This is a genomic window from Streptomyces sp. NPDC001407, assembly GCF_042895325.1.
GTDB lineage: Bacteria > Actinomycetota > Actinomycetes > Streptomycetales > Streptomycetaceae > Streptomyces.
On sequence record NZ_JBIAWF010000026.1, the window covers coordinates 66,425 to 89,136 of the forward strand.

General features: G+C 70.1%; 22 protein-coding genes. 7 read left to right on the plus strand and 15 right to left on the minus strand.

Features of this window, described 5'->3' with window-relative positions; all coding sequences use genetic code 11:
* Positions 1 to 211 precede the first annotated feature (211 nt).
* From ACFY1P_RS28925 to ACFY1P_RS28935, 3 genes are read left to right on the plus strand one after another with little or no spacing between them, the layout of a single operon-like run.
* Positions 212 to 1,363 carry a 5-(carboxyamino)imidazole ribonucleotide synthase gene (locus ACFY1P_RS28925; protein WP_361532932.1) on the plus strand — a complete coding sequence of 384 codons (1,152 nt, stop codon included), beginning with the start codon at positions 212 to 214 and terminating at the stop codon, positions 1,361 to 1,363.
* On the plus strand, positions 1,360 to 1,938 hold the full coding sequence (gene purE / locus ACFY1P_RS28930) for a 5-(carboxyamino)imidazole ribonucleotide mutase (RefSeq protein ID WP_361532935.1): 579 nt from the start codon (positions 1,360 to 1,362) through the stop codon (positions 1,936 to 1,938). The genes ACFY1P_RS28925 and purE overlap by 4 nt, the downstream gene beginning before the upstream one ends.
* 5 nt (positions 1,939 to 1,943) lie before the next feature.
* Positions 1,944 to 3,125 carry a dipeptidase gene (locus tag ACFY1P_RS28935; protein WP_390752246.1) on the plus strand — a complete coding sequence of 394 codons (1,182 nt, stop codon included), beginning with the start codon at positions 1,944 to 1,946 and terminating at the stop codon, positions 3,123 to 3,125.
* Between the two features lie 790 nt (positions 3,126 to 3,915).
* On the opposite strand, the gene ACFY1P_RS28940 is transcribed toward ACFY1P_RS28935, so the two are convergent.
* Entirely contained in the window at positions 3,916 to 5,256 is a 1,341-nt protein-coding gene (locus ACFY1P_RS28940) for a UDP-glucose/GDP-mannose dehydrogenase family protein (RefSeq protein WP_361528499.1), read from the minus strand.
* 206 nt (positions 5,257 to 5,462) lie between these two features.
* On the opposite strand from ACFY1P_RS28940, the gene ACFY1P_RS28945 reads away from it, so the two are divergent.
* On the plus strand, positions 5,463 to 6,623 hold the full coding sequence (locus ACFY1P_RS28945) for an acyl-CoA dehydrogenase (RefSeq protein WP_361528501.1): 1,161 nt from the start codon (positions 5,463 to 5,465) through the stop codon (positions 6,621 to 6,623).
* A gap of 180 nt (positions 6,624 to 6,803) precedes the next feature.
* Here ACFY1P_RS28945 and ACFY1P_RS28950 read toward each other — a convergent pair whose 3' ends face one another.
* From ACFY1P_RS28950 to ACFY1P_RS28975, 6 genes are all read right to left on the minus strand, one after another.
* Positions 6,804 to 6,992: a hypothetical protein gene (locus ACFY1P_RS28950; RefSeq protein WP_361528503.1), complete on the minus strand. Its 189-nt coding sequence runs from the start codon at positions 6,990 to 6,992 to the stop codon at positions 6,804 to 6,806.
* 5 nt (positions 6,993 to 6,997) lie between these two features.
* Positions 6,998 to 7,132: a hypothetical protein gene (locus ACFY1P_RS28955; RefSeq protein WP_390752247.1), complete on the minus strand. Its 135-nt coding sequence runs from the start codon at positions 7,130 to 7,132 to the stop codon at positions 6,998 to 7,000.
* 254 nt (positions 7,133 to 7,386) lie between these two features.
* The gene (locus ACFY1P_RS28960; RefSeq protein ID WP_102924229.1) at positions 7,387 to 7,596 is read right to left on the minus strand and encodes a DUF397 domain-containing protein; all 210 of its coding nucleotides are present in this window, start codon (positions 7,594 to 7,596) and stop codon (positions 7,387 to 7,389) included.
* An 862-nt stretch (positions 7,597 to 8,458) separates the two neighbouring features.
* The gene (locus ACFY1P_RS28965) at positions 8,459 to 9,307 is read right to left on the minus strand and encodes a helix-turn-helix transcriptional regulator (RefSeq protein ID WP_361528507.1); all 849 of its coding nucleotides are present in this window, start codon (positions 9,305 to 9,307) and stop codon (positions 8,459 to 8,461) included.
* A 9-nt stretch (positions 9,308 to 9,316) separates the two neighbouring features.
* A complete protein-coding gene (locus ACFY1P_RS28970; protein ID WP_338063981.1) occupies positions 9,317 to 9,835 on the minus strand; it encodes a DUF6879 family protein in 519 nt (172 codons plus the stop codon).
* Positions 9,816 to 10,082 (minus strand): hypothetical protein, encoded by a 267-nt coding sequence (locus ACFY1P_RS28975; RefSeq protein WP_390752248.1) that lies wholly within the window; start codon positions 10,080 to 10,082, stop codon positions 9,816 to 9,818. The genes ACFY1P_RS28970 and ACFY1P_RS28975 overlap by 20 nt, the downstream gene beginning before the upstream one ends.
* A 465-nt stretch (positions 10,083 to 10,547) precedes the next feature.
* On the opposite strand from ACFY1P_RS28975, the gene ACFY1P_RS28980 reads away from it, so the two are divergent.
* Entirely contained in the window at positions 10,548 to 11,336 is a 789-nt protein-coding gene (locus tag ACFY1P_RS28980; protein WP_361528510.1) for a VOC family protein, read from the plus strand.
* 18 nt (positions 11,337 to 11,354) lie between these two features.
* Here ACFY1P_RS28980 and ACFY1P_RS28985 read toward each other — a convergent pair whose 3' ends face one another.
* Positions 11,355 to 12,656, minus strand: coding sequence for an LCP family protein (locus tag ACFY1P_RS28985; RefSeq protein WP_361528512.1), 1,302 nt, complete (start codon positions 12,654 to 12,656; stop codon positions 11,355 to 11,357).
* A 119-nt stretch (positions 12,657 to 12,775) separates the two neighbouring features.
* Between ACFY1P_RS28985 and ACFY1P_RS28990 the strand changes: the two genes are divergently transcribed.
* Positions 12,776 to 13,324, plus strand: coding sequence for an acyl-CoA thioesterase (locus ACFY1P_RS28990; RefSeq protein ID WP_361528514.1), 549 nt, complete (start codon positions 12,776 to 12,778; stop codon positions 13,322 to 13,324).
* Positions 13,325 to 13,428: 104 nt separating this feature from the next.
* Here ACFY1P_RS28990 and ACFY1P_RS28995 read toward each other — a convergent pair whose 3' ends face one another.
* Positions 13,429 to 14,901 (minus strand): LCP family protein, encoded by a 1,473-nt coding sequence (locus tag ACFY1P_RS28995; protein ID WP_361528537.1) that lies wholly within the window; start codon positions 14,899 to 14,901, stop codon positions 13,429 to 13,431.
* Between the two features lie 223 nt (positions 14,902 to 15,124).
* Here ACFY1P_RS28995 and ACFY1P_RS29000 point away from each other — a divergent pair, with 223 nt between their 5' ends.
* On the plus strand, positions 15,125 to 16,141 hold the full coding sequence (locus ACFY1P_RS29000; protein ID WP_361528516.1) for a glycosyltransferase family 2 protein: 1,017 nt from the start codon (positions 15,125 to 15,127) through the stop codon (positions 16,139 to 16,141).
* A 42-nt stretch (positions 16,142 to 16,183) separates the two neighbouring features.
* Here ACFY1P_RS29000 and ACFY1P_RS29005 read toward each other — a convergent pair whose 3' ends face one another.
* The 6 genes from ACFY1P_RS29005 to ACFY1P_RS29030 form a co-directional block, all read right to left on the minus strand.
* Positions 16,184 to 16,510 carry a DUF4288 domain-containing protein gene (locus ACFY1P_RS29005; protein WP_361528518.1) on the minus strand — a complete coding sequence of 109 codons (327 nt, stop codon included), beginning with the start codon at positions 16,508 to 16,510 and terminating at the stop codon, positions 16,184 to 16,186.
* Between the two features lie 9 nt (positions 16,511 to 16,519).
* Complete coding sequence (locus tag ACFY1P_RS29010; RefSeq protein ID WP_361528520.1) at positions 16,520 to 16,870, minus strand: hypothetical protein; 351 nt, start codon at positions 16,868 to 16,870, stop codon at positions 16,520 to 16,522.
* A gap of 4 nt (positions 16,871 to 16,874) precedes the next feature.
* Positions 16,875 to 17,336: a hypothetical protein gene (locus tag ACFY1P_RS29015; protein ID WP_390752249.1), complete on the minus strand. Its 462-nt coding sequence runs from the start codon at positions 17,334 to 17,336 to the stop codon at positions 16,875 to 16,877.
* Between the two features lie 123 nt (positions 17,337 to 17,459).
* On the minus strand, positions 17,460 to 19,169 hold the full coding sequence (locus ACFY1P_RS29020) for an LCP family protein (protein WP_390752250.1): 1,710 nt from the start codon (positions 19,167 to 19,169) through the stop codon (positions 17,460 to 17,462).
* A 152-nt stretch (positions 19,170 to 19,321) separates the two neighbouring features.
* The gene (locus ACFY1P_RS29025; RefSeq protein WP_390752251.1) at positions 19,322 to 21,112 is read right to left on the minus strand and encodes an LCP family protein; all 1,791 of its coding nucleotides are present in this window, start codon (positions 21,110 to 21,112) and stop codon (positions 19,322 to 19,324) included.
* Between the two features lie 227 nt (positions 21,113 to 21,339).
* Complete coding sequence (locus tag ACFY1P_RS29030) at positions 21,340 to 22,620, minus strand: LCP family protein (RefSeq protein WP_390752252.1); 1,281 nt, start codon at positions 22,618 to 22,620, stop codon at positions 21,340 to 21,342.
* Positions 22,621 to 22,712 lie beyond the last annotated feature (92 nt).

The window sequence follows — 22,712 nt, forward strand, 5'->3', positions numbered from 1 at the left end:
GACTCATAAAGATCGTCAGGCTCCGTCGTGTGGGGCTGTCCGGGGACATGGGCGGCATTCATGCTATCCAGCGCTCCCGGCCACCGAGAGAGGGCATCGGTGAACGCGGAGCGAACGCACGCCATATCGGCCATCGCGCGAGCCCCCCTCTCTTAGGATGATCCTCCAAGAGGGGTCGGGAGCGGTTCGCACGTGCGGATACCCTGGGGGCGTGACGTTCCCGGTAGTCGGCATGGTCGGCGGCGGTCAGCTCGCCCGTATGACCCACGAGGCGGGCATCCCCCTCGGCATCAAGTTCAAGCTGCTCAGTGACACCCCGCAGGACTCGGCGGCCCAGGTGGTCAGCGACGTCGTCATCGGCGACCACCGCGACCTGGAAACCCTTCGTGCTTTCGCACAAGGCTGCGATGTGATCACCTTCGATCACGAGCACGTACCCACCGAGCACCTCCGGGCCCTGGAAGCGGACGGGATTCCCGTCCGCCCCGGGCCCGACGCGTTGGTGCACGCCCAGGACAAGGGCGTGATGCGGGCGAAGCTCGACGCGATCGGAGTGCCCTGCCCACGGCACCGGATCGTCGAGGACCCCGCCGACGTCGAGCGGTTCGCCGCGGAGGGCGAGGGCTTCCCCGTCGTCCTGAAGACGGTGCGCGGCGGTTATGACGGAAAGGGGGTTTGGATCGTCCGTAACGCAGAAGAGGCGGGTGAACCCTTCCGCGCCGGAGTGCCCGTGCTCGCCGAGGAGAAGGTCGCCTTCGTCCGCGAGCTCGCCGCCAACGTCGTCCGCTCCCCGCACGGCCAGGCCGTCTCCTATCCCGTCGTCGAGTCCATCCAGGTCGACGGCGTCTGCGACACCGTCATCGCCCCCGCCCCCGGCCTCTCCGAGGAGCTCTCCGCACACGCGCAGCAGCTCGCCCTCAAAATCGCCAAGGAGCTCGGGGTGGTCGGCCACCTCGCCGTCGAACTCTTCGAGATCCGCCGCGCCGACGGCACCCCCGCCGTCCTCGTCAACGAGCTGGCCATGCGCCCGCACAACTCCGGCCACTGGACCCAGGACGGCGCGATCACCTCGCAGTTCGCCAACCACGTGCGCGCGGTGCTCGACCTCCCGCTCGGCGACCCGCGCCCGCGCGCGAAGTGGACCGTCATGGCCAACGTCCTCGGCGGCGACTACCCCGACATGTACTCCGCCTATCTGCACTGCATGGCGCGCGACCCCGGCCTGAAGATCCACATGTACGGCAAGGACGTGAAGCCCGGCCGCAAGGTTGGCCACGTCAACACCTACGGCGACGACCTGGCCGACGTGCGCGAGCGCGCGAGCCACGCCGCCGGATACCTGCGAGGAACGATCACCGAATGAGCGCCCGCCCGTCACCCGGCCACCACCCCTCATCGAGCGCTGGCGCGCGCCCCTCTGATGCCCTGGTCGGCATCGTCATGGGCTCCGACTCCGACTGGCCCGTCATGGAGGCCGCCGCCAAGGCTCTCGACGAATTCGACGTCCCCTACGAGGTCGACGTCGTCTCCGCGCACCGGATGCCCCGCGAGATGATCGCGTACGGGGAGCAGGCCGCCGGCCGCGGGCTCAAGGCCGTCATCGCGGGCGCCGGGGGAGCGGCCCACCTCCCCGGCATGCTGGCCTCCGTCACCCCGCTGCCGGTGATCGGCGTGCCCGTGCCGCTGAAGTACCTCGACGGCATGGACTCCCTCCTCTCCATCGTGCAGATGCCGGCCGGGGTCCCCGTCGCCACCGTCTCCGTCGCGGGCGCCCGCAACGCCGGCCTGCTCGCCGTCCGCATGCTCGCCGCCCACGACGGCGAACTGCTGGAGCGGATGCGCCGCTTCCAGGACGAGCTCAACGAACAGGCCACCGAGAAGGGCCGCCGGCTGCGGGCGAAGGCCACGGGCAACGACGGCTTCGGCTTCGGGAAGTGACCGCCGTGAGCGACCACCTGGCCCGCGCCCGGGAACTGCTCGCCGCCCACCCCGTCGTCGACGGCCACAACGACCTCCCCTGGGCCCTGCGCCAGCAGGTCCGCTACGACCTCGACCGGCGCGACATCGCCACCGACCAGAGCGCCGACCTCCACACCGACCTGCCCCGCCTGCGCGCGGGCGGGGTGGGGGCGCAGTTCTGGTCCGTGTACGTCCGCACCGACATGGCCGGTGACGAGGCCGTCAGCGCCACGCTGGAACAGATCGACGCCGTACGGCAGTTGGCCGCCCGCTACCCCGCCGACCTGCGGCTCGCGTTCACCGCGGACGACATGGAGGCGGCGCGGGCCGAGGGCCGGATCGCCTCCCTCATGGGCGCCGAGGGCGGCCACAGCATCAACAGCTCCCTCGGCACGCTCCGCGCCCTGCACCGCCTCGGCGTGCGCTACATGACGCTGACCCACAACGACAACGTCCCGTGGGCCGACTCCGCGACGGACGAGCCCGTGGCGGGCGGGCTCACCGCCTTCGGCGAGGAGGTCGTGCGGGAGATGAACCGCCTCGGCATGCTCGTCGACCTCTCGCACGTCTCCGCCGGCACGATGCGGGACGCCCTGCGGGTCAGCGAGGCGCCGGTGATCTTCTCGCACTCGTCCGCGCGGGCCGTCTGCGACCACCCGCGCAACGTCCCGGACGACGTCCTGGCGGCGCTGCCCGCCAACGGCGGCATGGCCATGGCCACCTTCGTCCCGAAGTTCATCCTCCCGGAGGCCGTCGCCTGGACCCGCGCCGCCGACGAGAACATGCGGGCCCACGGCCTGCACCACCTCGACACCACGGCCGAGGCGATGGCCGTCCACCGCGCCTTCGAGGCGGCCAGCCCCCGCCCCCTCGCCACCGCCTCCACGGTCGCCGACCACCTCGACCACATGCGCGAGGTCGCGGGCATCGACCACATCGGCATCGGCGGCGACTTCGACGGCACGGCCTTCACGCCGTCGGATCTGGCGGATGTGTCGGGCTATCCGAACCTGATCGCGGAGCTTTTGCGACGGCGGTGGTCGGAGGGGGACTTGGCGAAGCTGACGTGGGGGAATGCGGTGCGGGTGCTTCGGGCGGCGGAGTCTGTGGCCGCGGCTACGACGAGGGGCCCGTCGAACGCGACGCGGGAGTCTCTGGACGGCTGATCCGCCGGACCGCGCTGGCGCGCGGTGGCCTCAATCGCCGGCCGGGCTGGGTGTGTGGTGGGTGCGTTTTCCGCTGGGTGCGGGGGCGTTGTTTCGGTGCGGGTTGTGTGCGCCTGCGGCGGGCGGCCTCAATCGCCGGCCGGGCTTGGGTGTGTGGTGGGTGCGTTTTCCGCTGGGTGCGGGTTCGTTTTTAGGTGCGGGTTGTGTGCGCCTGCGGCGGGCGGCCTCAATCGCCGGCCGGGCTTGGGTGTGTGGTGGGTGCCGGGGGTGGGGCCTCCGGGCTGAGGACCTGGAACGCGGTGCGGGCACGGTGCCTCGTATTGAGCGCTGTGAAGTCGCACCGCGTTCCAGAACCCCACCCTCCGACCCCACCCCCTCCCGCCGGAGGGTGACATCGGGTTGTGGGGTGCGCCGCGTTCTTCCTTCCGCCCGTCCGGGGCACTCATTACAGCCGGGCCCGCCGTGCTTTTGTCTTCAGCCCGTCCGGCGTTTGAGGACACCGTGCGGAGCGCGGTTCGGGGGCCTGGGGGCTTGCCCCCAGTTTTGGGAAGGGGCGGGGTAGGGGAACAAAGCGCCGCAGGCGCCAACCGGCCCGCGGCCGGGGGTCTGGGGCAGTGCCCCCCCACGCGGCGGAGCCGCAAATGAGACGCAGCCGGGAAGGGGCGGGGTAGGGGAGGAAGCGCCGCAGGCGCCAACCGGCCCGCGGCCGGGGGTCTGGGGCAGTGCCCCCCCACGCGGCGGAGCCGCAAATTAGACGCAGCCAGGAAGGGGCGGGGCTGGGGAGAGGGCCCTAAGCCTGCGGCCGCCCCATAGCCCGGAACGTCCACCCAGCCTCCCGCCAAGCGCCGGCGTCAAGCGCATTGCGCCCGTCCAGAACACACCGCTCAGCCACCACACCCCCCAGCTCCGCGGGAGAAAGCGACCGGAACTCCCCCCACTCCGTCAGGTGCAGCACCACATGCGCCCCCCGCACCGCGTCCAGCGCGGTCGGCGCGTACGTCAGGGTCGGGAAGAGGCGCCGCGCGTTCTCCATCCCCTTGGGGTCGTAGACGGTGACCTGCCCGCCCTGGAGGTGGATCTGCCCGGCGACATTGAGCGCCGGGGAGTCCCGTACGTCGTCGGAGTCCGGCTTGAACGTGGCGCCGAGCACGGCCACCCGGCGGCCGAGGAAGCTGCCGCCGACCGCCTCCCGCGCGAGCTCGACCATGTGGCCGCGGCGCCGCATGTTGATGGAGTCGACCTCGCGCAGGAAGGTCAGCGCCTGGTCGACGCCCAGCTCGCCCGCGCGGGCCATGAAGGCCCGGATGTCCTTGGGCAGGCAGCCGCCGCCGAAGCCGATGCCGGCCCGCAGGAACTTCTTGCCGATCCGCTCGTCGTGGCCGATGGCCTCCGCCAGCTTCACCACGTCGCCGTCCGCGGCCTCGCAGACCTCGGCCATGGCGTTGATGAAGGAGATCTTCGTGGCGAGGAAGGAGTTCGCGGCGGTCTTCACCAGCTCGGCCGTGGGGTAGTCGGTGACGACGAACGGCGTGCCCTCGCCGACCGGCGTCGCGTACACCTCGCGCAGCAGCTTCTCGCCGCGCTCACCGGCGACGCCGACGACGATCCGGTCGGGGTGCAGCGTGTCCTGGACGGCAAAGCCCTCGCGCAGGAACTCCGGGTTCCAGGCGAGCTCCACGTCCGCGCCCGCCGGGGCCAGCTCGGCGAGCAGCCCCGCGAGCCGCGCCGCGCTGCCCACCGGGACGGTCGACTTGCCGACGACCAGCGCGGGCCGGTGCAGCACGGGGGCGAGGGAGGAGACGGCGGCCTCGACGTAGGACATGTCGCACGCGTACTCGCCGTGCTTCTGCGGGGTGTTCACGCAGATGAAGTGGACGTCGCCGAACTCGCCCACCTCCTCCCAGGAGGTGGTGAAGCGCAGCCGCCCGGTCGAGCCCTCCAGCCCGGCCACATGGCGGCCGAGCAGCTCCTCCAGACCGGGCTCGAACATCGGGACCTTGCCCCGGCCGAGCATCTCGATCTTCTCGGGCACCACGTCGAGGCCCAGCACCTCGAAGCCGAGCTCCGCCATGGCGGCGGCGTGGGTGGCGCCGAGGTAGCCGGTGCCGATCACGGTGATCCTGGGGGCCATGCGGTGCTCCATGTGCTGACGGGCCGGACTGCGCTGCCCGAGCATAGTCGGGGCGTGCCCCGGGAAGGATCTCGGGAGACGCCGGGAAACCCGGGGGCGGCGCGGACCGTCGTGCGGAGGCTGTCGGCAAGCTCACGTATCCCCGTCCGGACGCCGCCCCTAGAATCGGGTTACTAAACGGTAGTTAACTCTCAGGGGAGTACGCCTTGGCGGGAACAAAGGACTTCGACCTGTACCGGCCTTCCGAGGAGCACGACGAGCTCCGCAAGGTCGTGCGCTCGCTCGCCGAGGCGAAGATCGCGCCGTTCGCCGCCGAGGTGGACGAGGAGGGCCGCTTCCCGCAGGAGGCGCTCGACTCGCTGGTGGCCGCCGATCTGCACGCCGTGCACGTGCCCGAGGAGTTCGGCGGCGCCGGCGCCGACGCGCTCGCCACCGTGATCGTCATCGAGGAGGTCGCGCGCGTCTGTGCCTCCTCCTCGCTGATCCCGGCGGTCAACAAGCTCGGCTCGCTGCCCGTCGTCCTCTCCGGCTCGGACGACCTCAAGAAGCGCTATCTGAGCCCGCTGGCCAAGGGCGAGGCGATGTTCTCGTACGCCCTCTCCGAGCCCGACGCGGGTTCGGACGCGGCCGGCATGAAGACCAAGGCCGTGCGCGACGGCGACCACTACGTCCTCAACGGCGTGAAGCGCTGGATCACCAACGCGGGCGTCAGCGAGTTCTACACGGTCATGGCCGTCACCGACCCCGAGAAGCGCTCCAAGGGCATCTCCGCCTTCGTGGTGGAGAAGTCCGACGAGGGCGTCTCCTTCGGCGCGCCGGAGAAGAAGCTCGGCATCAAGGGCTCCCCGACCCGGGAGATCTACCTCGACAACGTCCGCATCCCCGCCGACCGCATGATCGGCGAGGAGGGCACCGGCTTCGCGACCGCGATGAAGACCCTCGACCACACCCGCATCACCATCGCGGCGCAGGCGCTGGGCATCGCGCAGGGCGCGCTGGACTACGCCAAGGGCTATGTCCAGGAGCGCAAGCAGTTCGGCAAGCCGATCGCCGACTTCCAGGGCATCCAGTTCATGCTCGCCGACATGGCGATGAAGCTGGAGGCCGCCCGCCAGCTCACCTACTCCGCCGCGGCCAAGTCCGAGCGCCTCGACGGCGACCTCACCTTCTTCGGCGCCGCCGCCAAGTGCTTCGCCTCCGACGTCGCCATGGAGGTCACCACGGACGCCGTCCAGCTCCTCGGAGGCTACGGCTACACCCGCGACTACCCGGTGGAGCGCATGATGCGCGACGCCAAGATCACGCAGATTTATGAGGGTACGAACCAGGTGCAGCGGATCGTGATGGCGAGGAACCTGCCGAAGTAGCGTTTTCGCAGGTCAGAGGCCATCTGAGGTGGTTCGTGAGCCCTGACGGCTTCTGGCCTGCTCGGGCCCGTTTCGGGCCGATCACGGGCGTCACGCTGGGGAAACCCTGGGCCGACGCCGGGGCGAAAACGAACGCCCCTGCCATTACCGGCAGGGGCGTTTCCTTTGCTGCTGGACGACTCACACGAGACTGATTCCGGCCTGGGCCTTGATGGTGTCCACGGCCTCTTCGGTGAGCCAGCGAAGCGGGACGACGGTCCACTTGTCGCTCTTGCGCATGACCACGGCTTTACCGTCCCTGGTGCGTCCGACGTGGATGAAACCGTGATCACGCCGCAGGTCCTTCACCAGGTTCTCGCCGTGGATCACAGGCGTTACTTCCTTTCGCGGTCCTCGTCGTCCGCCATGCTGCTGTGCTCGTCACCGTTCTGAGAGACCCGGGTGTCAGGATCGGTCGCCTGATCCTGGTTGGCCTGCGGGTCCCACTCGTCTTCGTTCTTCTTACCCACTTTCGCACCCTCCCTTTCTGCCGAACGTGATCACGGCGCAGAGGCGTACCTTTGCTTGCTCAGCGGTTCAAGTCCCGGTACTCCTCCAACAGCCGCAGAGCGGGGGCGAATGTGCCCCGCCCTGCTCCTGGGCACCGTCGATCAGTCGGCAGCGCCCACACTTCCCAGCACGACATGCAGCGCATCACCCCAGCGTGCTCCGGATCGCGCTCCGCCCTAGCACCACACAAGGGGCACTGCTGCATGACGACTCCCTACGCCGTGACGTCGAACTCCCCCAACTTGGCACCGGGGAGGAAGTCCGCCCACTCCACGGCCGTGAACTCGACCGTCTGGCCCGTCGCGGAGTTGCGGACCGCGACCCTACCTGGAACGTTGGTCGCCACCTCGACACACAGCTTGTTGTTGTTGTCGTACTTGCATGCGCTGGACGTGCGGAATTCGAACTCGGGGACTCCGGTCATCGTGCCTATCCCTTCGCCGTACTGCGGGGATGCGGGACCCGCGCCGTCGTGCAACCCGCCCCGGCCGCTAGCCCTTCCTGTTGCTGAGCGATCGGGGCGGGGGTTTGTGCTTCGGCTTCCCTGGGGCCGAAGCGGTTGCCCTCACTGCCCAGGGCAGCACCCCAGTTAAGGGACGGACCGGGGCGAGAGTCTGAGCACGTCAACTCAGACGGGACACGACCTGTCCCTACTCTGGGCTTGTCCGGTCGGGGGCTATCCGGCTGTCCGCCACGGGGGCAGTGGGCACGCCGGAGCTTTGGAAGGTCAGAAACTCTCAGCCGGGAGCCTGGGGCCCTCGTCGGCGTTCTCCGGGCCGACCCGCGCCAGCGGCAGAGCTTCGAGGAACTTGGTAGCCGCGCCGACTCGCAAGACGCCCATGTCCACGTACGCGCACCCGTTGCCAGTTACCCGGCCGCGCACTTGCGATACGTCATCCTCAGAGAGCCCGGCACGGATGAGGGCGGCCCGGACGAGCGCCGCAATGTGTTCCACCTCAGCACGTGCGCTCTTGTACTGCGCCATGGGAATCACGAGCACCGCCGCTTCTTGTGAGGGTGACTCCGGATCTCTACGTTCACGTCCGAGACCTTGGACATGTCGCCATTGGCCCGTGCCTCACTGCGTTCTTCGCTCAACGCCATGCACACATCGCAGCCCGGTACCGGGGGCGGGTCACTGTCGAGCCTCAGCGGCAGCTCAACGGGCGGAGCGGGATGCGTCGTTGGGTTGGTCATGGGTGGACCCCTCGCGTCGTCCTGATGCCGACCACGCTAGGGAGAGCGGAACCTCAACTCATAGGCGATTGCACGAGGTTGCACGCCAATCACCCGAGGGCATCCAAGGCCGACGTGATCAGTGCACGAGCGGGAGCCCCGTAGACCGCCAGTGCTGCCATTTCCGCGAACGTCTCGGCGTACAGGGCTATCTCGCTAGGCTGCGTGATCGTGAGGTATCCAGAGATCAACTCGACGTTGACCTGCGCCGCGTCATAGATCCAGAAGCCCTCGGCCGGCCAGCGCTCCCGATCCGGCGTCATGGGCACAATTCCCAGGCTGACGTTGGGAAGTGAGGCAATGGAGACCAGGTGGCCAAGTTGTCCGGCCATGACCTCAGCGCCGCCGATCCCGGTTCGCAACACCGACTCCTCAACGAGGAACGCGAACTGCCGGTCACCCTCGTACAGGACCCGCTGACGCTCCATCCGGGCGGCAACGGCTTCGGCTACGTCGTCCACCAGGCCGCGCCGTTGCTGGATCGCTTGCAAAGCTGCCGTCGTGTACGGCTGCGTCTGGATCATGCCCGGCACGAGCCAGGAGGAGTAGGAGCGGAAACGGCGGGTCCGCCGGTACAGCGGCAGGCGGGCCTCCTGGGCCTGTTTGAGCCCTGCCCGCTCCATGCGTCGCCAGCCAACCCACATGCCCTCGGCCGTCCGAAGCATCGCAATCAGGTCTTCGGCCTGGCCCTCGGCCTCGCACGCCCGGCACCACGCCCGAATGTCGTCGGCGGACGGGGGTGTACGGCCGTTCATGATCCGGGACGACTTGGACCGGCTCCACTCGCAGCGATCAGCAAGTTCGGCCCCGGTCAGCCCGGCATCCCGGCAAAGCTCCCCGAGTCGATCCGCGAGAGCCTGCCGGGCCTCCTGGGCACTGGAAGAAGCAGAGACAGCCATGGTGCGTGATCAGCTCGGCCGGTACTCCGCGTGAGGAATCGCGCGCTCCCACGCTGCCTCGTACGCCGTGACGTACTGCGCGGCCAACGCCGGTTCGTGCAGAACCTCCATGCGAGGGCCGGTCCACTGACCCTCGCCGCTGAAGTGGTGCAGGATCACGGTTTCCTCGTCCATGACCCACCCGTCCAGCGCGGGGAGCAGCAGATCACGCGCCCGCGAGCGAGGCAGCCAACGCACGTCCTCACCCGCTGCGACGTTCGTAAACGTGCCGTCGTACTCGTACCGCACGTAGTCACTCAGTGGCTCGGAGACCACGCGCAGCCGCCGCATGACCACACCCCGGCTGGTCGTCTCGGCCACCACGTCCAGCCACGAGCGCCACCACGATTCACGGTCGGCCGGGTCGTACCGGTGCCCCTCCTGCCAGCGGATGAATTCGGGGTCATCCCGCATGTAGCTGTCCCGCATCTCAAGGTGCATCGCTGAGCGCTGCGCCTTCGCGAGAGCCTCACGAACCGCTGTTGCCACCGTTGTCCTCACTGTCCGGGCGGGGGATGAACTGGAGCATGTTTGCGGGCAGCCGGATTACGGTCTCGTGCTCCGGAACGTCCGTGGAGTGGCCGGGCACCGAGCCGACTTCCTGTGCTTGCCGGACGGTCTCCTCGTCCGCCTTCCATGACTGGATGATCAGGTCGCCGGTTGTGTCGTCCAGCCAGATCGTGGGTGAGCCGTCATCGGGGGTGTTGGGCCAAATCCCCAAGAACCTTAGGGCCATTGGGCACTCCTCTACCGAGTCGGTTGCACGGATGTGCACGAGCCTCACTCTTCCGGCTGAGCACCGTCAAGGGGGGGCAGGCGGAGGGCCTTAGCCGCGCGAGACTCCATGCACGACCCTGGGCAGGGGCAACGCAGTGGCGATCCTGGGGGAATCCTGGGGAGTACCCCTTCGGGAGGGGTATCCATGCAGGTCAGAGCCGTATGGCCGGTAAAGCACGCAGATTTATGAGGGCACGAACCAGGTGCAGCGGATCGTGATGGCGAGGAACCTGCCGAAGTAGCCTGCCCGGTCAAGCAGCAGTACGGCCCCCGGCGTGATCGCCGGGGGCCGTACTGCTGCTTGACCGCGTGAGGCGTAGCCGCTCCACGCCCCGTACGGCCGCCCGCCGCTGGCGAAGGGGTGGTGCGGCGCGGAGGGTGGGGGCGGGGGGTCTTCGAACCGCACCCCCGAGAGGCAGTCGACATGCCCGATGTAACCGGCCCGTACGCGCCCGGCACCCCCTGCTGGGTCGATCTCATGGTGCCCGACCAGCAAGCCGCCCTGGACTTCTACCGCGACCTCTTCGGGTGGCAGGGCGAGGTCGGGCCGCCGGAGACGGGTGGGTACGCCGTCTGCACGCTGCGCGGCAAGCCGGTGGCCGGCATCATGACCGCGATGTCGCCGGACGGCGGGCCGACGCCGCCGACCGTGTGGACCACCTATCTCGCGGCCGCCGACGTCGACGCCACCGAGCGGAAGGTCACGAAGGCGGGCGGCAAGGTGATGATGCCGGCGATGGACGTGATGGCGCTCGGCCGGATGGCGCTCGTCTCCGACCCGACCGACGCGGTCGTCGGACTGTGGCAGGCCCGGGACTTCCCCGGCGCGGGCGTCGTCAACGAGCCCGGCGCGCTGATCTGGAACGAGCTCGACACCAGCGACACCGGCGCCGCCTCGACCTTCCTCTCCGCCGCCCTGGGCATCAAGGCGGAGCCCATGGAGGGCGCGGACGGCTACTTCGCGCTCAACGTCGACGGACGGACGGTCGGCGGGATGCAGGGGCTCGACAAGCTCCCGGAGGGCACGCCCTCGCACTGGCTGACGTACTTCGCGGTCGACGACACCGACAGCACGGTCGACGCCCTCGTCCGCGCGGGCGGCAATGTCCTCAAGCCGCCGTTCGACATGATGGCGGGCCGGATGGCCGTCGTGCAGGACCCGCAGGGCGGCATCTTCGCCGTGATCAACGCGACCGGGCCGGAAGCCGCCTGACCCGGTGCGCGCCCGGCGTCACTTGTCGGCGGCGGTGACCTTCTCGTCGTTCTTGAGCTGGTCGAAGAGCTGCTTGGCCTTGACCGAGTCCCACTTGACCGCCACGCCGTCGCTCCGGGTGGGCAGGTTGGGGTTGGAGATCGGCACGGTCAGCTGCTTGCCGTCGCCGCCCGTGACGCCCTTCATCGACCAGAACATCGACATCAGGTCGGTGAGCCCCATGTCCTTGTCGACGACGAGCGTGTCCAGCCCGGAGCCGATGACGGGGTAGAGGCGGAAGGGGTTGAGGACCGTCGACGGCGAGGCCGCCTGCTTGGCCAGGGTGTTCAGGAACTTCTGCTGATTGCGCATCCGCCCCAGGTCCTGGTCGGCCTCCTGGTGGCGCTGGCGTACGAAGGCGAGCGACTGCGCGCCGTTCAGCGTCTGGCAGCCCGCCTTGAAGTCCGCGCCCGAGTCGCGGTCCTTCACCGGCTTGTCCAGGCACATGTCGACACCGCCGAGCGCGTCGACCAGATTGCGGAAGCCGCCGAAGCCGATCTCCGCGTAGTGGTCGATGTGCAGCCCGGTGTTGTACTCGATGGTCTGCGCCAGCAGCTCCGCCCCACCGTCCGAATACGCCTCGTTGAGCTTGTGCGTGGACTGCGGGATGTGCTTGCCGGACTTCGGCCCGGTGAAGGCGGGGATCGTGACGTACGAGTCACGGGGCAGGCTCAGCATCGTGGTGCCGTTGTCGCCCGTGTGCAGGATCATCATCGAGTCGGTGCGCTTGCCGTCGGCGGACCCGGTGTGGAGGTCCTTCTTGTCCTGGTCGGACAGGCCCTCGCGGCTGTCGGAGCCGACGATCAGATAGTTCGTGCCCTTCCCGCCCGAGGGGCGGTCCTGCACCTTGCCGAGGTCGACCTCGCGGCGCATCTTCGAGTCGGCCCAGAAGTACGTGCTGACGGAGACCGCCAGCAGCAGCACGACGAACGCGATCAGGCCGACCGTGATCCGCTTGCGCCAGTTCGGCGGGCTGGTCCGGCCGCCGCGGCCGCGCGGGCCCCGGCCGTCGCCCCCGCCGCCACCGGCGCCGCGGTCCGGGCCCACCGGGCCGCCGTGCCCGTAGACCTGGCCCGTGTTGTAGCCGTCGTCGGGGCGGGGGGCGCGGGGAGCGCTCGTGCCGCCGCCGGAGTTCTGGCCGGGTACGGGCCGGTACTGGCGCGGCGGGGCGTCACGGCGGACATGCGGCATGGCGCGGACGCCTTCCGGCTCGGCGCTCGCGCTGCCGCGTCCGTACCGGTCCCGCCGCTCGTCCGTCCGTCCTTCGGGCCAATCACTCATGGAGTCGAGTGTGCCCGCCCGTACGGCCGACAGGCGGACGGCTACATGATCGGGGCAGGGCTGTTGCAGAGCTGATGCAAATCCGGTCCCGTGGAGCGCCCGGGCATACAGTGGTGGACATGACCATTCAGGACCCGGATCTGGAGTCGGACATACCGGGCAAGCCGACGTCCGCCTCGCGCACGACCCTCTCCCACATCATGACCGCGGGTGACACGAACCTCCTCGGTACGGTCCACGGCGGCGTGATCATGAAGCTGGTGGACGACGTCGCCGGCGCGGTCGCGGGCCGCCACTCCGGTGGCCCCGCGGTCACCGCCTCCATGGACGAGATGGCCTTCCTCGAGCCGGTCAAGGTCGGCGACCTCGTGCATGTGCAGGCCCAGTGCAACTGGACGGGCCGCAGCTCCATGGAGATCGGCGTGCGGGTGATGGCCGAGCGGTGGAACGAGTCCACCCCGGCGGTCCAGGTCGGCAGCGCGTACCTCGTCTTCGCGGCCGTCGACGACGGCGGCAAGCCGAGGCGGGTGCCGCCGGTGGAGCCGGAGACGGAGAAGGACCGGCGGCGCTACCAGGAGGCGCAGATCCGCCGCACGCACCGGCTGGCCCGCCGCCGGGCGATCATGGAACTGCGCTCTTCCCGCGAGGCGGAGGGGCTGGCGGACTAGGGTTCCGCGGGTTCGCGGGTGCGAGCGCCTGGGCGCGGCTGCGGTCAGGACCAAGGCAGGATGTCAGCCGCCCGGCCCGCCGATCACCGCCCGCCCCCCCCCGCTCAAGGGCACACCACCCGGTCCCCCGTGGTCACCCCCGGCGTGCCGCCTCCCTGTGGTGTCCGGCCGCGGACCTCGTGGACCGTCGTGAAGTCCGTGCCGAGCGTGACGCGCATCAGGGGGCCCTGGCCCGGGACGGGGTGGAGTTCTGCCGTGGGGAGGGCTGCCGCCAGGGAGCGGGCCGAGCGGTCCCAGCGTGGGTCGTAGGCGATCACCGTGCGCGTCTGGGCGGGGCCCGGGGCCGCGTCCGTCGGGAGGCCCGTCGTGCTGAAGCCCGTGGCGCGCAGCGCCAGGTCCGTGGCGCGGGCCAGGCCCTGGCGGCCGCTGCCGTTGTAGACCTGCACCCGCACCTCCGAGGGCGCCACGTCCACCGGCGTCGGCGCCTCCTGCCGCCGGGCCGGGGCCTTCGCGTCGTGGAGCCGGGCGGACGGGTGCGCGGTGAGCGGCCGGTCCTCGCGCAGGGCCTGGAAGAGCTTGGCGGAGGCGACGTCGTCCCACTTCACGGTCGAGCCGACACGCGGCACCGGGAAGTTCGCGGAGGAGATCGGCACCGAGAGGAACTCCGTCGCGGCGGGCTTGAGGTTGCGCATGGCCTGGCCCAGCCCGATCAGCTCGCCGCTGTCGAAGCTCCGGTCGGCGCGTACCGAGCCCAGCAGCGTGTCGACGACCTGCTGGAACATCACCGGGTTCAGCAGCACCCCGCTCTGCGACACCCGGTGCAGCAGCGCCGCGACGAAGCGCTGCTGCCGCTGCATCCGGCCCAGGTCGGCGGCGCCGTCGAGGTGCCGGGAGCGGACGTACTGCAGAGCCTGGCCGCCGTTGAGCGTGCTGGTGCCCACCGGCAGGTTCAGCCCGCTGAAGGGATCCTGGAGCGGCCGGTCCGTGCACAGCCGCACGCCGCCCACCTCGTCCACGGTCTTCATGAAGCTGGTGAAGTCGACCTCCAGATAGTGGTCGATGTGCACGCCGGTGAGGTGCTCCACCGTGCGTACGGTCAGCGTCGGGCCGCCCTCCGCGTACGCCGCGTTCAGCTTCTGCGCGTGCGCGGGGTGCGGGCGGCCCGCCTCGTCCACGTGGTCGGGGATCTCGCTGTAGGTGTCGCGCGGCAGGCTGACCACGGTGGCCCGGTCGTGGTCGGCGGAGAGGTGCGCCAGCATCACCGTGTCGGTGCAGTGACAGGGCGAGCCGCCCAGGTGGTAGAGCCGCCGCTCCTCCTGGGTGATCTTGTCCCGGGAGTCTGTGCCGACGATCAGCAGATTGGTGCCCTGGCCGCTCGCCGGCCGGTTCGACAGCCCGCGGAAGACGTCGACCCGGCCGATGCGGCTGTCGATCCCGCTGACGACCGCGTGCCCGACGCCCGAGGTGCCCAGGATCAGCGCCGCCACCCCCGCGGCGACGCGCACCCCCCAGCGTGGTCGGCGGGGAGCGCCGTGGCGCGGTCCGTTCGGGCGGGTCGTGCGGGCCGGTGCGGTCATGGGGGAGACCTCCGCGACGGACGGCAGCAGGGGCGACCTGGGGCGGGCCAGGGACCGGTCACGGTAGGTCAATACGATCAAAGGGCCGTGCCCCCACGCCGTTCCGGGTCACCCGGCCACCCGGCCGGAGAACGCCGGTGTCCGCCATTAGCGGTAACGTGACCGACGATTCCGCCGACCCCGGCCCAGCCGGGTGGGTGACCCCCGTACCCCCCGAGGAACCATGCCCGAACAGCAGCCGCCCGCCGTTTCCGTGATCATGCCGGTCCTCAACGAGGAGCGGCATCTGCGCACGTCCGTGCGGCACATCCTGGAGCAGGAGTACGCCGGAGAGCTGGAGGTCGTGATCGCCCTCGGCCCCTCCACGGACCGTACGGACGAGATCGCCGCCGAGCTCGTGCGGGAAGATCCTCGCGTCCACACCGTGCCGAACCCCACCGGCCGGACGCCCGCCGCTCTCAACGCCGCGATCAAGGCGTCCCGCCACCCGGTCGTGGTCCGCGTCGACGGGCACGGCATGCTCTCGCCCGACTACATCGCCACGGCCGTGCGCCTGCTGGACGAGACCGGCGCGCAGAACGTCGGCGGCATCATGCACGCCGAGGGCGAGAACGCCTGGGAGATGGCCGTCGCCGCCGCCATGACCTCGAAGATCGGCGTGGGCAACGCCGCCTTCCACACCGGCGGCGCGGCCGCGCCCGCCGAGACCGTGTATCTCGGCGTGTTCCGGCGCGAGGCGCTGGAGCAGCAGGGCGGTTACAACGAGGAGTTCATCCGGGCCCAGGACTGGGAGCTGAACTTCCGGATCCGCGAGGCGGGCGGCCTGATCTGGTTCTCCCCGGAGCTCAAGGTCTCCTACCGGCCGCGCCCGTCGGTGAAGGCGCTGGCCAAGCAGTACAAGGACTACGGCCGCTGGCGGCACGTCGTCGCCCGCTACCACCAGGGCTCGATCAACCTCCGCTACCTCGCGGCGCCGACCGCCGTCGTGGCCATCGCGGCGGGCGTGGTCGTGGGGGCGACCGTCAGCCCGTGGGCGCTGGTCGTGCCCGGCGGCTATCTGGCCGCCATCGTGGCGGGCTCGGTCCCGGCGGGCAAGGGACTGCCGCTCAAGGCGCGGGCGCAGATCCCGGTGGCGCTGGCCACCATGCACATGTCGTGGGGGTACGGCTTCCTGACCAGCCCGCGCTCCCTGGCGAAGAAGGTCATCGCCAGCCGCCGCCCGGCCGTCAAGAACGGCTGACCTCCGTGGGGACCGGCCACGCCGCCGGTCCCCACGGACGCGTCAGAGCCGCTCCCCCGAGAGGAGCGGCTCGAAGGAGCGGTAGGCGGCGTAGTTCCTGAAGTGCCGGGCGTAGAGCTCCGAGCCGTCGGCCAGGCGCTCGTCGAGCACCTCGCTGACGTCGACCACGTGCCGCAGCCGCCAGGTGATCAGCTCACCGGCCTCGTTCTCGTAACTCGTCTCCAGGCCCTTGCCGTGCGCCTCGGCCTTCGCGCGGGCCTCCGCCTCGTCCTCGGCCGTCAGCAGGACGAAGCTCTCCTGGAAGAGCGGGGTGCGGCCCTCGGTGCCGGCCGAGGACTCGCACAGCAGGACAGCGACGTAAGTGCTCATGTTCCCGGGCTATTTCTTGAAGCGGTTGTCGTTGAGGAGCTTCCAGGCGGTGTTGCACGAGCTCAGGCGGCAGCCCTTGAGATAGCCGAGGGTGTCGCCGTAGTGCTGCCCGGGGAACACCGAGCGGATGGAGCCCTTCCGGCAGCGGGAGATGAAGTTGTTGGCGATCTCTCCCAGGTTGTCGTTCGCCACGCAGGCGTCGCCGAGCCGGAGTTCGGGGGCGACGCTCACGGGAGCGGTGGCCGCCTGCGCGGCCGTGGGCAGGCCGGCCGCCGCGCCGCCCGCCAGGACGGCGGCCAGCGCGAAGCGGGTCAGGAGCGCCCGCACGGCACCCCGGCGTCCGTGATGAGGGGTACGCATGCGATCAGCAGCCCGCCATCTTCCCGTAGGCGATCCAGATCTCGCCCTTGTTGTTGAGGCTGACGTTCCCGGACTTGTGCAGCCCGGTGTACTTCCCGCGGTACTTCCGCAGCTCCCCGACGGGCGACTCCAGCGTCATGTAGGGGGAGTCGGGCTTCCAGTCCCCGGAGAACTTCGCGTAGACCTCGTTGGTCCCGTCGGTGCCGCTGGCCCAGCAGGCGCGGGAGCCGGAGTAGAGCACGAGGTTGCCGTCGTACTGCATCTCCAGGCGGTAGCCGCCGTTGCGGAGACAGTGGCCGGGGATGAGCCTGTCGGTGAAGGACGTGCCGTCGCTGCGGCACTCCTCGAACACCCGGACGCCGTGGGCGGTCTCGGCGGGGGCGGCAGTGGCCGACCCCGTCACCGCCGCGAGGGCTGCCATCAGGTTCACCGCGGCGAGTACGCAGACCCGGGAGACGTTCCTCATGCAAGCTGCCTTTCGTGAGCGCTTCTGAGCCACAGACGCAGAGAGTACCGAGCTCACTACGTGAAGTCACCGGGATCGCGGAACTCTCACCCGCCAAGGGTGATCCGGCCGGGAACGCCCCCGTCAGAAACGATTCAGCGAATTGACCTTCATGCAGGCCGAGGTGTCGTTGCCGTTGAGCGGGTCCGCGCTCTCGGGGGCCTTGTCGTCGGCGTCCTTCTTCTTGCCCTTGTCCCCGGACTTGTCGCCGTTCTTGTCGCCGGACTTGTCGCCCGACGCGCCGCCGTCGCCCTTGCCGTCGGCGTCGTCCTTGTCGTCCGCGCCGGCGTGGTCCTTGGGGTAGGCCGTGCCCGAGCGCCAGTCGGCGCCGATGACCAGGGTCAGTTCCTCGACGGCCGTCGACATGCGCAGCGCGCTGTCCGGCAGCCCGAGGGCCTTGGCCACCGCTTCGGCGTCGCCGCGCTGGGACGCCTTGGCGTAGCTGAGCGTCGTGTCCAGCTGCGAGCGGGGGGTGGAGTCGGCGGTGGCCTTGGTGAAGCCCTTCCCGACGAGGAACGCCGCGATGTCGCTGCCCCGGCCGGTGGCCACGGGCTGGGCCGCGGTGCCCGTGCCGTTGAAGACGGTCACCGGGACGCTGCCCTTGGGCGCGGCGGGGACCGACGGGGAGGGCTTGGGGTCCTTCTTCTTGTCCTTGCCGTCGAGCGCGATGTCGTTGCGCACGAGCGAGAACAGCTTGTCCGCGTCACCGGCCTTGGGCACGACGTGCGCGTCGGGGTCCTGCGGGTCGGTGGCCCACGGCATGGTCGTCATGGTGATGCGGCCGGACGGCACCTGCTTGAGATCCTCGGCCAGGTCGTAGAGCTTCTTGACCGAGCCGAGGTCCTTGTCGACCGTCAGTGCCTTGGTGGCGGACTCGGCGAGGCCGGTGAGCTGGCCCGGGTCGCTGAGCTTGGTGCCGGACTTCAGCTGACGGACCATCGCGTTCATGTACATGTGCTGGGCGTGGGTCCGGCCTATGTCGCTGCCGTCCTCGAAGCCGTGCCGGGTGCGCAGCCACTGGAGCGCCTGCTCGCCCTTGACCTTGTGCTCGCCCTTGGTCAGCCGCAGCCCGGACTTGTCGTCGTAGACGTTGTTGTCGACGCAGACCGGCACGCCGCCGACGGCGTCGGCCATGCTCACCACACCCGAGAAGTCGATCATCATGAAGTGGTCGATGGGGATGCCCGTGAGCTCTTCCCAGGTGGCGACCGTGCAGCCCGGACCGCCGTTCATGAGGCTGGTGTTGATGATCTGGCTGCTGGTCTCGCGGTAGACCTTCCCGTCCTCCGGGTCGGTGCACTTGGGGATCGTGGTGCGGGTGTCGCGCGGGACGCTGATGACCGACATGTTGCTGCGGTCCGCGGAGACGTGCACCAGCATCTGCACGTCGGCGAGCGGCTTGCGGTCGGCGTCCTCGCGGGCGCCGCCGAGTGCGACGTTCTCGGGGGTGTTACGGCTGTCCGAGCCGAGCACGAGGATGTTCAGCGGGCGCTGGCCGTCGGCGTTGGCGGCGCTCCGGTCGAGGCGCTTGTCCCCGAGGTTGAGGGCGTCCTTCTTGAGGTTGCCGTTGAGGTGCTGGTAGTAGAAGTAGCCCGCGGCGGAGGTGCCGAGGACCAGGACCGCGAGGCAGAGCGCGGTCCAGCGGGCTATTCGCGCCAGGCGCGCCCGGCGGGAGGGCGGCGCTACCTTCGCGCCGTCGGCGGGTGCGCCCTTGCCGCTCTTCTTCCCCTCGCCGTCACGGGCTCCCGGGACGCGGCCGCGCGAGCGCGACCCCCGCACACTGCTCTGCCGCATCGGGCCTCCCCTGAATGGTGCTTCCGGCCCGATGGGCAGGCATGCCGTCTTAGGTGCGCCGTGGGCGCGGGTGGTTCCGCGCGCACGTGCGGGCCACGCGCCTCACCGGAGGGTGGCCCGACCAGTGAGATGCGTGTGTGCCACGCCTAGGTTCACTTGGCGCAGATGTTCTTGTCGTCCGCTTCGACCTTTTGGATGCCCTCCGGTGCCTTTTCGGGCGCCGCGGGTGCGGAGACGGGGGTCCCGGCGGCCTTGAAGTCGGCGCCGAGCGTGAGCGTCATGTCCGCCATCGGAGCGGCGTCGGCCGTGGTCTCCTTGAGGGCGTCGGCCGGCAGGCCCATGGCGTCGGCGAGCCGGCGCGCCTGGTCGGCCTGGTTGGGCGCGAACTCCAGCAGGGTCTTGTCGACCTTCTTGCCGCCGGGCGCGTTGCCGCCGTTGGTGGTGCGCGGCATGCCCTTGGAGTTCTGCATCCAGGCGACGGCCTCCTGGGCGGCGCCGATCCGGCCGCTGCCGTTGAGCACCTTGGCGCGTACGGCGGCGGGCTCGGCCTTGGGGCCCTTGAGCAGCGCCTGCTGCTTGGCGTCCTGGGCGTCCTGCGCCTTCTTCTCCTTCTCCTTGACCTCGGTCAGGGAGACGTCCTGCTTGACCATGGCCAGCAGTGGATCGGCCTTGGCCTTGTCCAGGACGACGGTCTTGTGGTTCTTGCCCTCGGCCGGGTTGTCCAGGACCGGCAGGGTCGCGAAGGTGATGTTCTTGAGGTTGACGCGGCTGAGGTCCTTCGCCAGCTTGGTCAGGTCACTGACCGAGCCTATGCCCGTGTCGACGGTGAGCGACTTGGTCGCCGCGTCGCCGAGGTCGTAGAGCTTCTTGGGGTTGGAGAAGGTGTCCCCGGACTTCATCTTCCGGATCATCGAACTCAGGAACTGCTGCTGGAGCTTGATGCGGTCCAGGTCGCTCTCGAAGCCGACGCTGTGCCGGGTGCGGACGAACGCGAGCGCGTCCTCGCCCGCGATCTCGTGCCGGCCCTTGCTGAGCTTCAGGTGCGACTTGGGGTCGTCGATGTCCTTGCCCAGGCACACCTCGACGCCGCCGACCGCGCTGGACAGCTGCTTGACGGCGTTGAAGTCGGCCATCATGAAGTGACTGACCTTCAGCCCGGTGAGCGCCTCGACGGTCCGCCAGGTGCAGCCGGGGTCGCGGTCCTCCTGGCCCAGGCTCTCGTTGAAGCGGACGCCCTTGGAGCCGGGGATGGCCTTGGTCTTGCCGTCCTGCTTGGTCGTGCACTCCGGGATGTCGGTGATCATGTCGCGCGGGATGGAGATCGCGGTGGCGTTGGAGCGGTCCTCGGAGACGTGGAAGAGCAGCGTGGTGTCGGCGTGGCCGACGCTGCCGTCGTCGCCGTAGCCCTCGTTGCCCTTGCCCGAGCGCTTGTCCGTGCCGATGACGAGGATGTTCACCGGGCCCTTGGTGACGGCGGCGTTGTCCACGCCGACATCGACCTTGCTGAGGTTGTTGTTGAAGTGCTCGTAGAGCAGATACGCGCCCAGCGAGCCGCCGACCAGGACGAAGGCGAGCGTGCCGCCCGTCCAGAGCATGACCTTCTTCTTCGCGGTCTTCTTCGGCTTGGGCCGGCGCCGGCCCGCGGCCGTCTTGGGCCCGCCGCCCCTGCGGCCGCCGCCGCCACCGCCGGTGCCGCGCTGTCCGGGCACCGGCTTGGGTGCCTTGGAGCCCGGGCGCTTGGGGGAGAGTCTTCCGGAGGGGACGAAGGAACTCGCCGTGGCCGGTGGGGTGGTGGGTGCGGAGGGGGCCGAACCCTGCTCGGAGGCCGGATCAGACCCCTCGGCATGGTCGAGGCGCAGCTCGTAGCTGCCGGTTTTGGGGTCGAAGACCCACTGGTCGGCGGGGTCGATGCCGCCCGCCCGCCCACGGCCTTGCGCGTCCACGGTCGCTTGAATCCTCCGTCGGTGCCACGCGGCGCCTGCCCCCCGAGGCGCTCGGTCACGTCGTCTTTCAGTGCGCGGTCAGCCCGGCCGTGCGCACCGGATCGCTCACACTATCCGCCCAGTTCAGCGGCAAGCGACGCCGGTGACAAATTCCACTCCCCTACAACTGGGCAATCTGCCCAATCCTTTCGCCGCCGCGAAAAACCCGATCGTATGTTTCGGGGCATTCATCCGCAGTTGCCGCGTGAGGCGGTCGTTCCCTCGTACGTGGGGGGCGCGGTGGGCGAGGGCGAGGGCGACAGTGAGGGCGAGGGGTCTGCCGGAGTGCCGGAATCGGTGGGTGCCTGGTATCCGCCCGGCGCCTCCGGCCCCGCGGTCCCCTCCGGCGCCCCGGGCTCCTCGGCCTTGCCGTGCCGTCCCGGGCCGCCGCCGGGGTGACCGCCGCCGGGCTTGCTGTCGGCCGGGCGGACGTTCGCGCTGACCGACACCGGCTTGTCCTCCCGCAGTTGCCGGAAAAGCTGGTCGGCGTCCGGCTGCACGAGCTCGTCGCGGTCCGTGTTGTACGGATACGGGCGGCGCGGCACCGTCAGGAACTGCACCCGGTCGCCGGGGATGCCCCGCACCGTGCGCACCAGGTCGTACAGCTTCCGCAGCGAGCCGAGCCCGGCGTCCGTGGTGAGCGAGGAGGTCGCCGCGTCGAGCACGGGGTAGAGCCGCGTCGGGTTGAGCAGCACGCCGTCGCTCTGCATCTCGGTGAACAGCGCGCCCAGGAAGGCCTGCTGTCGGCCCATCCGCTCCGTGTCGCTGCCGTTGCCGAGGCTGTAGCGGGCGCGGACGAAGCCCAGCGCCGCTTCCCCGTGCAGGACCTGACGGCCCGAGGGCAGCTTCAGGTGCGCCTCGTGGTCGTCGATCGGCTGCTTGAGACACACCTCGACGCCGTCGACCGCGTCCACCAGCCGCTTGAAGCCGTTGAAGTCCACGATCACGTGGTGGGTGATCCGGATGTGGCTGATGTTCTCGACGGTACGGATCGTGCAGGCCGGCCCCGCGAGCTCGAAGGCCCAGTTGAACTGGGCGAACCGCTCGTTCGTCCGGCTGCCGTCCGGGCGCCGGCAGCTGGGGATCTGGGCCATCAGGTCGCGCGGCAGGCTGACGGCCGTCGCGCTCCGCCGGTCGGCGGAGACGTGCAGCAGGATCGTGGTGTCCGAGCGCTGGGTCCCGCTGTCCTCGCCGTACTGGCCGTTGCCGGGCCCGCCCCGGGTGTCGGAGCCGATGATCAGGATGTTCTGCGCCCCGGCCACCAGGGCCGTCGGGCGCTCCCGCTCGTACTGCGCCAGCTCGTTCGCGGTGTCCGTGTCGGTGTGGATGTTGCTGTTGAGCCGCTCGTAGAGCACCCAGCCCACCGCGGCCAGCGCGAGCGTCAGCACGGCCAGGCCCAGCGCCAGCCAGCGCAGCCAGCGGCGGCGCCGCCGGGGCGCGAGGGAGGGAGCGTCGGTGCCGTCGTTCACAGCTGCGTCCCTCCCTCACGGGGTGGTACGTATTTCTGCCGGGCCTTTCCGTGCGGTGCCGGCGGTGCGCTGGGGCCGGCGCGTATCCCCGA